The organism is Microcoleus sp. POL10_C6 (assembly GCF_036701585.1).
Taxonomy (GTDB): domain Bacteria; phylum Cyanobacteriota; class Cyanobacteriia; order Cyanobacteriales; family Microcoleaceae; genus Microcoleus.
On record NZ_JAUBRB010000023.1, the window covers coordinates 94325 to 103187 of the forward strand.

Annotated in this window: 11 protein-coding genes and 1 pseudogene; 8 read left to right on the plus strand and 4 right to left on the minus strand. The window is 44.7% G+C overall.

Going from position 1 to position 8863, the window contains the following annotated elements; all coding sequences use genetic code 11:
* Nucleotides 1–207: 207 nt before the first annotated feature.
* A pseudogene (locus QUA34_RS30220) lies at nucleotides 208–362 on the minus strand (IS701 family transposase); the annotation flags it as partial.
* A 166-nt stretch (nucleotides 363–528) separates the two neighbouring features.
* Here QUA34_RS30220 and QUA34_RS15235 point away from each other — a divergent pair.
* The 5 genes from QUA34_RS15235 (at nucleotide 529) to folP (ending at nucleotide 4225) form a co-directional block, all read left to right on the plus strand.
* On the plus strand, nucleotides 529–1494 hold the full coding sequence (locus QUA34_RS15235) for a hypothetical protein (RefSeq protein WP_333387895.1): 966 nt from the start codon (nucleotides 529–531) through the stop codon (nucleotides 1492–1494).
* A 100-nt stretch (nucleotides 1495–1594) separates the two neighbouring features.
* A complete protein-coding gene (locus QUA34_RS15240; RefSeq protein WP_006633749.1) occupies nucleotides 1595–1780 on the plus strand; it encodes a PCP reductase family protein in 186 nt (61 codons plus the stop codon).
* A gap of 75 nt (nucleotides 1781–1855) precedes the next feature.
* Nucleotides 1856–2581: a triose-phosphate isomerase gene (tpiA, locus tag QUA34_RS15245; protein ID WP_333075901.1), complete on the plus strand. Its 726-nt coding sequence runs from the start codon at nucleotides 1856–1858 to the stop codon at nucleotides 2579–2581.
* Nucleotides 2582–2704: 123 nt separating this feature from the next.
* Nucleotides 2705–3265 carry a Uma2 family endonuclease gene (locus tag QUA34_RS15250; RefSeq protein ID WP_333387897.1) on the plus strand — a complete coding sequence of 187 codons (561 nt, stop codon included), beginning with the start codon at nucleotides 2705–2707 and terminating at the stop codon, nucleotides 3263–3265.
* A gap of 93 nt (nucleotides 3266–3358) precedes the next feature.
* A complete protein-coding gene (gene folP, locus QUA34_RS15255) occupies nucleotides 3359–4225 on the plus strand; it encodes a dihydropteroate synthase (RefSeq protein ID WP_333387899.1) in 867 nt (288 codons plus the stop codon).
* On the opposite strand, the gene QUA34_RS15260 is transcribed toward folP, so the two are convergent.
* Entirely contained in the window at nucleotides 4216–5052 is an 837-nt protein-coding gene (locus tag QUA34_RS15260; protein WP_333387902.1) for a stomatin-like protein, read from the minus strand. The two genes, folP and QUA34_RS15260, sit on opposite strands and share 10 nt — an antisense overlap.
* Before the next feature lie 190 nt (nucleotides 5053–5242).
* Here QUA34_RS15260 and QUA34_RS15265 point away from each other — a divergent pair, with 190 nt between their 5' ends.
* Entirely contained in the window at nucleotides 5243–5998 is a 756-nt protein-coding gene (locus tag QUA34_RS15265; RefSeq protein ID WP_333387905.1) for a tetratricopeptide repeat protein, read from the plus strand.
* 96 nt (nucleotides 5999–6094) lie between these two features.
* Here the strand turns inward: QUA34_RS15265 and aroB are convergent, their stop codons facing one another.
* Entirely contained in the window at nucleotides 6095–7189 is a 1095-nt protein-coding gene (gene aroB / locus QUA34_RS15270) for a 3-dehydroquinate synthase (RefSeq protein WP_333387908.1), read from the minus strand.
* A 517-nt stretch (nucleotides 7190–7706) separates the two neighbouring features.
* Between aroB and petL the strand changes: the two genes are divergently transcribed.
* A complete protein-coding gene (petL, locus tag QUA34_RS15275; protein ID WP_006633742.1) occupies nucleotides 7707–7808 on the plus strand; it encodes a cytochrome b6-f complex subunit PetL in 102 nt (33 codons plus the stop codon).
* Nucleotides 7809–8111: 303 nt separating this feature from the next.
* Here petL and QUA34_RS15280 read toward each other — a convergent pair whose 3' ends face one another.
* Nucleotides 8112–8345, minus strand: coding sequence for a hypothetical protein (locus QUA34_RS15280; RefSeq protein WP_333387911.1), 234 nt, complete (start codon nucleotides 8343–8345; stop codon nucleotides 8112–8114).
* Between the two features lie 135 nt (nucleotides 8346–8480).
* On the opposite strand from QUA34_RS15280, the gene QUA34_RS15285 reads away from it, so the two are divergent.
* A complete protein-coding gene (locus QUA34_RS15285; RefSeq protein ID WP_333387914.1) occupies nucleotides 8481–8693 on the plus strand; it encodes a helix-turn-helix transcriptional regulator in 213 nt (70 codons plus the stop codon).
* The last annotated feature ends 170 nt before the right edge of the window (nucleotides 8694–8863 follow it).

The window sequence follows — 8863 nt, forward strand, 5'->3', positions numbered from 1 at the left end:
GATCACCACTGGAATAATATGCTATATTTCTCAACTAAATTCAGCCTTTTTCAGGTGCATCAAATTCCAACCTCATCTTTGAGCGATCGTCCGAGCTATTTTTGGGAAATACATCTGATGGTCACATTATCGCGTATAGCTTCGCCCTTAGTTGAGCGTTTGTCCGCACCAGGAAGCTCTGACGGCCAAAAGGCGTAAGCTTTGTTAAGAAATTTTTACAGCCTTTTGCGCGTTCTCCGATAGGTTGTTTCTCTTCTTTCTCCCAATAATCCCCCCAGATAGTGTATAAACTCCTGTCTTTGGGCTTGAGTCTGGAACACATCGTCAAAGCGTTGGCACCATCTTTCAAAGCATGGGGGCATGGAAGCTAATACTATAGCAATTCTCGCATCATTTGTGAATTTCTTACGGACTCCCCGCGAGTTCGGGGAGGGTTGGGGAGGGTAAAAAAATTATGACTCCTGCAAGAATTGCTATATACTATAATCACTGGAAAACAGTAAATTAACTTGATAGAGATCCCTGACTATGGAAGTAGCACTCCCTGATTTTTCTCAAGATTTTTCTCAAAGCTTTCAAAAAACGAAAGAAGTTTGGACGGAACAAGTCGGAAAAGCAGTGAATTCTGTTTCAGAAGCAACAGCAGAAGCTAAATCCTCTCTCTCCGAAACTGCATTTCAGGCAAAAGAAGCTCTAACTCAAACTACGAATTCTGCCGTTAATACTGTTAATCAAGCTACGAACAATGCTTTAGGTACTGTAGCAGATAAAACAGAAAAAGCGAGAATTTCTATATCGGAAGTCGGCAATCAAGCAGTTAGTCGCATCAGTGAAAGTACCAACAAAGCTGTTGATGCTGTTTCTCACTCTGCGGCAACTGCTAAAGAAACTATTAATCAAACTACTAACTCTGCGATCAATACTCTGAATCAAAGCACTAGCAAAGCTGTAGAGAGTGTAAATCAAGCTACCGAAAAGGCTAAGGCTGCATTAGAAGATAGCCTTAACCAGGCGGGAAATATGAGCGAGACCGCTTCAGATGCCCTTCAAAGTGCTATTAATGCTACCGTCAAAAATTGGATTGATTCTCACCCTGTAGTCTTCTGGTTTGTGAGTCATCCGCTGATATCTTTAGCACTGATACTGCTATTTATATTCATTACATTGGGTTTTTTTCAGGGTTTAAGTAGCTTGTTTGCTGGAGGATGGTTATTTATTCTGCAAAGCCCTGTAAAATTTATGCAAAGAGTTTTGAGTGTCGGCTCTAAATCTGTAAGTAATGTCGGTAGAGTGGCTGTAAACTCATTGGTTTCAAAGAATACCGAAGACAAAAATAATTCAGGTTTACAATTGAGGGGAGTTGAATCAAACAGTTTAGAGTCTCAAGAACGACTTGCTAATATTTTGACAAGGTTGGAAACCATTCGACAAGAGCAGAATCAGCTTTTACAAGAGGCGTCGGCTATTTTAGGCAACAAATTTAAGGCAGAGTGAGAAGGTGTGGGGCGATCGCAACTCGTGGTAAATTTAAGAAATCAAGGCTTTCCATCAAAGCCAGATCCATGAAGGCTTGTAGTCGATCGCTCAAAACGCCATGCCCGATTCCGAATTTTCCGATGATTTAAAATGGACGCCAGAAGCCAAGGCGAAGCTGAAAAATATTCCCTACTTTGTCCGGGGACAAGCCCGCGTCCGCATCGAGCAGTTGGCCCGCGAAGCCGAAACCGAAGTCGTCACCGTTGACTTAGTTGAGCAAGCTCGCATTGAGTTTGGGCAATAAGGGCTCGAAAGGTACCCTAAAGCTTTACACTATAATTTGCCTGATTTTGATGTTCACAGAGCTACTGAGTCACCCGTGCGGAAAATAGTTATTGCTGGCAACTGGAAAATGTACAAAACTAGGACTGAATCCCTAGAGTTTCTTCAAGGATTCATGTCCTGCCTGACGGAAACCCCAGAGGAACGGGAAGTCGTGCTTTGCGTTCCCTTCACTTCCTTGGCTGTCCTCTCGAAAAATTTGCACGGCAGCCGGATCAGACTCGGTGCTCAGAACGTCCACTGGCAAGAGTCGGGAGCTTTTACTGGGGAAATTTCCGGGCCAATGCTGAGTGAACTTGGTGTCCGTTATGTCATCATCGGCCACAGCGAGCGACGCCAATATTTTGGGGAAACTGACGAAACGGTGAATTTGCGGCTAAAAGCGGCTCAGAAATACGATTTAATTCCGATTCTGTGCGTTGGGGAAACCAAGCAGCAGCGAGATGCAGGGGAAACTGAATCTCACATTTTTTCTCAGTTGGAAAAAGATCTAGTTGATGTTGACCAAAATAAGTTGGTAATTGCTTACGAGCCGATTTGGGCGATCGGCACTGGCGATACTTGCGAAACGAAGGAAGCTAACCGAGTTATTGGTTTGATTCGCAGTAAATTGACTAATCCGGGCGTGCCAATTCAGTACGGCGGCTCTGTTAAACCGGAGAATATTGATGAAGTTATGGCGATGCCTGAGATTGACGGGGTTCTGGTAGGCGGTGCTAGTTTGGAAGCTGCGAGTTTTGCTCGAATTGTCAATTATCAGTAATTAGGTAATTGCTAATTGGTAAGTGTTAACTGGTAATTGGAACAAGGGCAGCGGGAATTAAACAGCTATCGCCTACAATTGTGATGTGCCGTTCAGTGTTTCTCGGATCGGGAGAATTAACCTATGACTGCGATCGTTAAACCCAAGCCAGCCTTAGACGAGTTCCTCAAACTTCCTGAAACTGAACCGGCCTCAGAATTTCTTGAGGGACAAATCATTCAGAAGCCCATGCCTCAAGGTGAACACAGCGTACTTCAAGGTGAACTCTGCAAGACTATCAATCAAGTAGCGAAAACTCGGAAAATTGCCAATGCTTTTCCCGAGTTGCGCTGCACTTTTGGCGGCGCATCAATCGTGCCAGATGTAGCAGTATTCCGATGGGAAAGAATTCCTTGTTTGCCGTCGGGTAGAATTGCTAACCGCTTTGACATTAATCCCGACTGGTCGATAGAAATTCTCTCTCCAAACCAAAGCCAAACAAAAGTGCTGAGTAACTTACTCCACTGTTCGCGAAACGGCACTGAGTTGGGGTGGTTGCTAGATCCAGAAGAAGAGAGTATTTTGGCAGTATTTCCAGGACAAAAAGTAGAACTGTACAAAGGTGCATATCTGTTGCCAATAATTGATAAAATTGAATTAGAATTGACAGTTGACACTGTTTTTAGCTGGTTAAGTTTTGGTTGAATTAAGAATGGCGCTTCTGCTTTATTCTTGCGTATTTTAGAGATGAATTTCGTTTTACAAGAAGCGATTTCAATCGCCGAGTGATTAGGTGATATGATAAATAACAAAAAAATTACAATTAGAAATAAAGTTTTTGAGTGGGGAAAACGAACTTATTTGATGGGCGTTGTGAACGTAACCCCTGACAGTTTTAGTGACGGCGGAGATTTCTATACCATAGAATCTGCTTTAGCGCAAGCTGAAAATATGGTAAAATCTGGAGTTGATATTATTGATATTGGCGGTCAATCTACTCGGCCAGGTGCAGCGGAAATATCTTTAGAAGAAGAGATCGATCGCGTTATACCTGTAGTACAAATACTGCGACAAAAAGCCGATATTTTTGGCTCAGTTCCTATTTCGGTCGATACTACCAGATCGCAGGTTGCTAAAGCTGCGGTTGAGGCGGGAGCGGATATAATTAACGATATTTCGGGAGCTACTTTTGATGCGGAAATGCTGTCAACCGTTGCTCAGTTAAAAGTGCCAATAATTTTGATGCACATTCGGGGTACTCCCCAGACGATGCAACAACTCACAGATTATCTGGATTTAATGGGAGAAATTGGGGAATTTTTCGAGAGTCGAATTGCGGCAGCAGTTGCTGCGGGGATTGACAAATCTCAAATAATTCTCGACCCTGGTATTGGTTTTGCTAAGAATTACAGTCAAAACTTAGAAATTCTGCGAGAGTTGCGAAAATTCCGTGTTTTAAACTGTCCCATTTTAGTGGGAGTATCGCGAAAAAGCTTCATCGGTCACATTTTGAATCAGCCAGAAGCGAAACAAAGAGTTTGGGGGACAGCGGCGGCTTGTACAGGTGCGATCGCAAATTTGGCAGATATCTTGCGAGTTCACGATGTCAGAGAAATGCACGATGTTTGTCTGGTTGCCGACGCTATCTTCAGGAATCAGTCTTGAGAAGTCTGAGTCTCGATAACTTTTATTTCCCCGCCCTCAGAATGAATCACATCGGGCATAGAACCCATCAGCTCGCCCAGAGCTTCGCTCATGCTTCTGGGGTCCATAAACAGAATTTTGGCATTGTCGCTTTCGCCCAATTTTTGTTGAGCATCCAAGTATTTTTCTGTTACTAAGTAATTCAAAACTTGCTTGCTATTGGGATGGGAGTCTAAAGCTTCAACTAAGAGCCTCATATACTCCTTAGTCCCGATCGCCTTATTAACCATTGCTTGCCACTCGCTCTTGGTGGCGCGCTCCAATTCCATAGCTTCTTGCACCCTTTTCGGAGGTGTAATGCTTTGAATTTCCACCCGAATTACTTTGACACCCCAAGTTTCGGTAGCTTCGTCCAACTTCTTGAGTAACTTTTTATTCATGTCATCTCGGGAACCCAAGATGTCTTGCATGGGCAATCGACCAATTTCAGCGCGAAACGTCGTTAACACTAAGTTGGCGATCGCATTTTCAATTTGATCGATTCCATAATAAGCTTTCTGTAAATTTACAACCCGCCAATACACAACGGCATCGACTTCGAGAGCCACATTATCTCCCGTGATTGCTGACTGAGGTTTAATGTCTAAAACTCTTTCACGGCTTGTGTCCACGCAGACGACTTTTTCGACCAGGGGACTGATAAAGTGGAATCCTGGCTTGAGGGTGCGCTTGTATTGACCCAAACGTTCCACTAAAGCTTCGTCGCCACCGCTGACTATTTTGACGCTTGAGTTAACAGCGTAGCCGAGGATGAGCGCAAAGAGCATGGTAAGAATAGACTGCCCCATTTCTATTTTCCTGCTAAGGTTGACTGAGAATCGATCGGAATTCTACTCTAATTTAACTCAAACTCGGCCCCGCAGTGCTAAAATATCTCGACTGTTAATAACTAACTATTTCACCGGGTGGGTTCCATCGGCTCCGACTCTCAGGGCGCTAGTCAAACCCAGGATATCAACAAACGTTTCCACAAAAGACATGAAAAACGATCGAGAGTTTCGCTTGTTCAAACCCTTAAGGTGGATCGCCCCAAGCATTTTGGTGGGTGCAGGAATCTGCAATGCAGCAGTGGCCCAATCAGCACAAGCTGAGCCAATCGCCCTGCAACTCTCGCAAAACTCGCAGCCACTGCGCCGAGGTCCTGCTGTTCGGGAAGTAATTTCCTACGAGATGAAGGGAGACGAACTAAGGATTTGCAAGCAGGAAGGCAACTCCGAGAAAAAGTGCCAAGTTGTAGGTAAAGGCTACACGATGGGTTTGAGAACTGCCAACGACCTTTACGGTCAAGGGAATCTTGTCAATGCCGAAGCTTTGTACCGGCAACTAATCGCTCGCTATCCCAAAGAAGCGGATGCTTATTACAAGTTGGGAACTATGCTGTCGGGGCAAGATAAAATGAGCGATGCGATCGTTCTATTCCAAAAAGCAATTGAAGTCAACCCACAGCACGCCAAAGCTCACAACGATTTAGGCGTGGCAATGGCAAGTCAAGGCCAGTTGCCAGAGGCAATTGTTCAGTGGAGACAAGCCGTTAAAATTAACGATCGATATCCCGATGCTTTAAACAATTTAGGAGTCGGTTTGTACCAGCTAGGAGACAAGGAAAACCAAGCGGAGGCGGTAGCCAGTCTCAAAAAAGCTAAGGAGTTATTTATCAAGCAAGGTAGAACTCAAGCTGCTAACAGAGTAGATAAAATTTTGGAGGAAATTAATTCGCGATCCAGCGAGTCCTAAACTCAACCGCCGATCGCCGATTGAAAGAAAAAACATCTTTGGCGATCGGCGTGAATCAGCGTTCAGCGGCGGTTAAACACACCCAAAAACGAGAATCTAAAGCATTTCCTTCAAAACTTGTATAATCAAATCTCCATCCACCCGATCGCTCACAGCAGCCTCACCCAAGCGCACCGGCAACACAAACCGCACCTTGCCATCCTGCACCTTCTTATCGAGTTGCAAAGTATGCAAAATTTCCTCAACATCCACACCAGCAGGCAATTTGGCAGGTAAACCCGCTTTTTCAATCAAAGCAGACTGACGGCGATCGCACTCAGCATCCCACATTCCCAACTCCACAGCCAACCGGCTTGACGCAGCCATGCCGATTGCCACTCCTTCCCCGTGATTGATCGCCTTGTAATTGGTCAAACTTTCCACAGCATGACCGATGGTGTGCCCGTAATTCAAAATCGCCCGTAAACCCGATTCCTTCTCGTCTTTGCTGACCACCTCAGCCTTAGCTTGGCAAGACCTACTCAAAATTTCAGCCAACAAATCCGCCTTCACATAGCGCATTTGATCCAAACGCTTGCACTTTTCCAACTTTTCAAACAATTCAACATCCCAAATCACCCCGTACTTAATCACTTCCGCCATCGCCGAACGAAACTCCCTCGCGGGCAGAGTTTTGAGTACATCCGGGTCAATTAACACCAAACGCGGCTGGTGAAAAGCCCCGATTAAATTCTTCCCTAAAGGATGATTTACCCCCGTTTTGCCACCAATAGAAGCATCAACCATGGCCAACAGCGAAGTCGGAACTTGTACGACATTAATTCCCCGCAGCCACGTCGCCGCAGCAAAACCCGTCATATCGCCAACCACCCCGCCGCCCAAAGCCACCATTGTCGAGGAACGTTCTAAGCGGTTTTCCAAAGCCGCACCGTAAATTTTCTGTACCGAATTTAAAGTTTTGTACTGCTCTCCCGGTGGTAAAATGCAGCTACTGACTTCCAAACCTGCTGATTCGAGGGCTGCGGTTGCTCTTTCGCCGTACTGCCGAAAAATCGACTGATTCGACACCAGCAGCACTTTTTTGCCCAAACTTAGATCGCCCATCATACTGCCGAGTTCGTCTAAGCCGCCCGATCGCACGCAAACATTGTAAGATTGTGGCCCCAAGTCAACTTTAATTATCGATTGCATATTTATCTAATTTAGATATTAGATTTTAGATTATCAGAAAATTGGGTTGAAAACCCCGTCACTTCGACGGATTAATGTCGATATAGTGTCGCTCTAGTATGGCATACTAGAGATAGCACAGGCTGAAAAACCGCTATCACAAGACAATATAAATCTGGGGTGTCCCCACTTGACAGGATAGGAAGTAGTAATGCGTAGTGGATGGCGATCACCACGATAAACAGAGCTAGGGTAGCCAATGAGCACCCGTTAAAGGGCAAAATCAAATACTTGATATTCAAGTTGTACCGTAGGGCATACGGAAACAAGGGGAGCAATCCTCTAAAGCTTGCGGAGATAAGCCCGCTGGGACTCCTCTAAATTAGACTCGAAACTTAGTTCTATTGACCGGGTTTTTGGTTTAAGTAGTGCCGAAAGGATAGAGAGTTTTAAGGTGTATCAGTGAACCAAGAATCCCCAGCCTTAATAGGTGGGGAGTGTCAAATGTCTTTTTATTGATTGTTTTGGAGAAATTGCCATGACTCTTAGCGGAGCAATAACTTATTTTGGGATTTTTGGCGGCATGATTGGCTTGGCAACAGTGCTGATGTTTGGTCTGCGGGCTGTCAAACTCATCTAATTTGCTAATTTAGATGTCTGAACCAGAGTATTTAATCTCTGGCAAAAGTATCACCTCGACAAAGTATTTGCGCCAAAAATCTCTGATTAAATCTGTAGATTGACGGCGCAAATGCTTTGTTTTATAGGACTAGATCCTATAACTCCCTACTTTAATACTTGATAGAAAGTAATTTAGTTAATGCTTCAATGGAAAATCTAAAATTTAAAATCTAAAATCTAAAATCCCTCGATTCCCCAATTATTCGCCTTGAGAATGAAGGAGCGATCGCACTTGTTGTAAAACTCGGTCGCTCCTGATTAATTACAAGATTCGTTCTAATTGAGTCAATCGAACTTCTGGCAATTTCTCAGCCCCTGTCGTATCAAAAACGATCGCCTGTTTAGCCTGCGGCAACAACCGCCGTAAAATCTGGAGATATCCCTCTGCATCGCCCCGGCGGTGGAACCGAGCAACCACCAATCGCTGCATATTTGGTAATTGCCGCACGATACACCAGGGATGAGTGTTTAATTTGGGCTTGGATGTTGGTATCATAGGGTAATCCTTCCCCACGTTCGTGGGGTGTGGTAGAAAAAGCGATCGCCCTTAAGTTTTCGAGGCTAGGAGGGCGATCGTTTTCAGTGTACATAGATATCATATGTTGCATACGCATCAATGTCAAGTTAAAACATGGGATACGTTAGACTGCGGATTCGAGAACTAGCTGAGCAAAAGGGTTGGACACTAAAGCAAGTTGCCGATCAATCCGGAGTTAATTACAACACTGTCAGAAGCTACGTTCAGCGCGATGCTTTGAATACAGCCGATCTTTCTGCTGTCTACAAAATTGCCCGCGCCTTCGACGTGACAATGGAAGATTTGGTCGAGATTTTGGAAGATTGAGGGCGCACCAATGGGGCGAGTTCGACTAAAGATTCGAGAGTTGGCAGAAGAAAAGGGCTGGACGCTGCAAGACGTGGCCGAGCGCTCTGGGGTTAATTAGGGTTTGCTGAATAATCGATCGCAAACTAAGAACAGGAGCTCACGATATATTCAAGCAGAGTTAAATATAA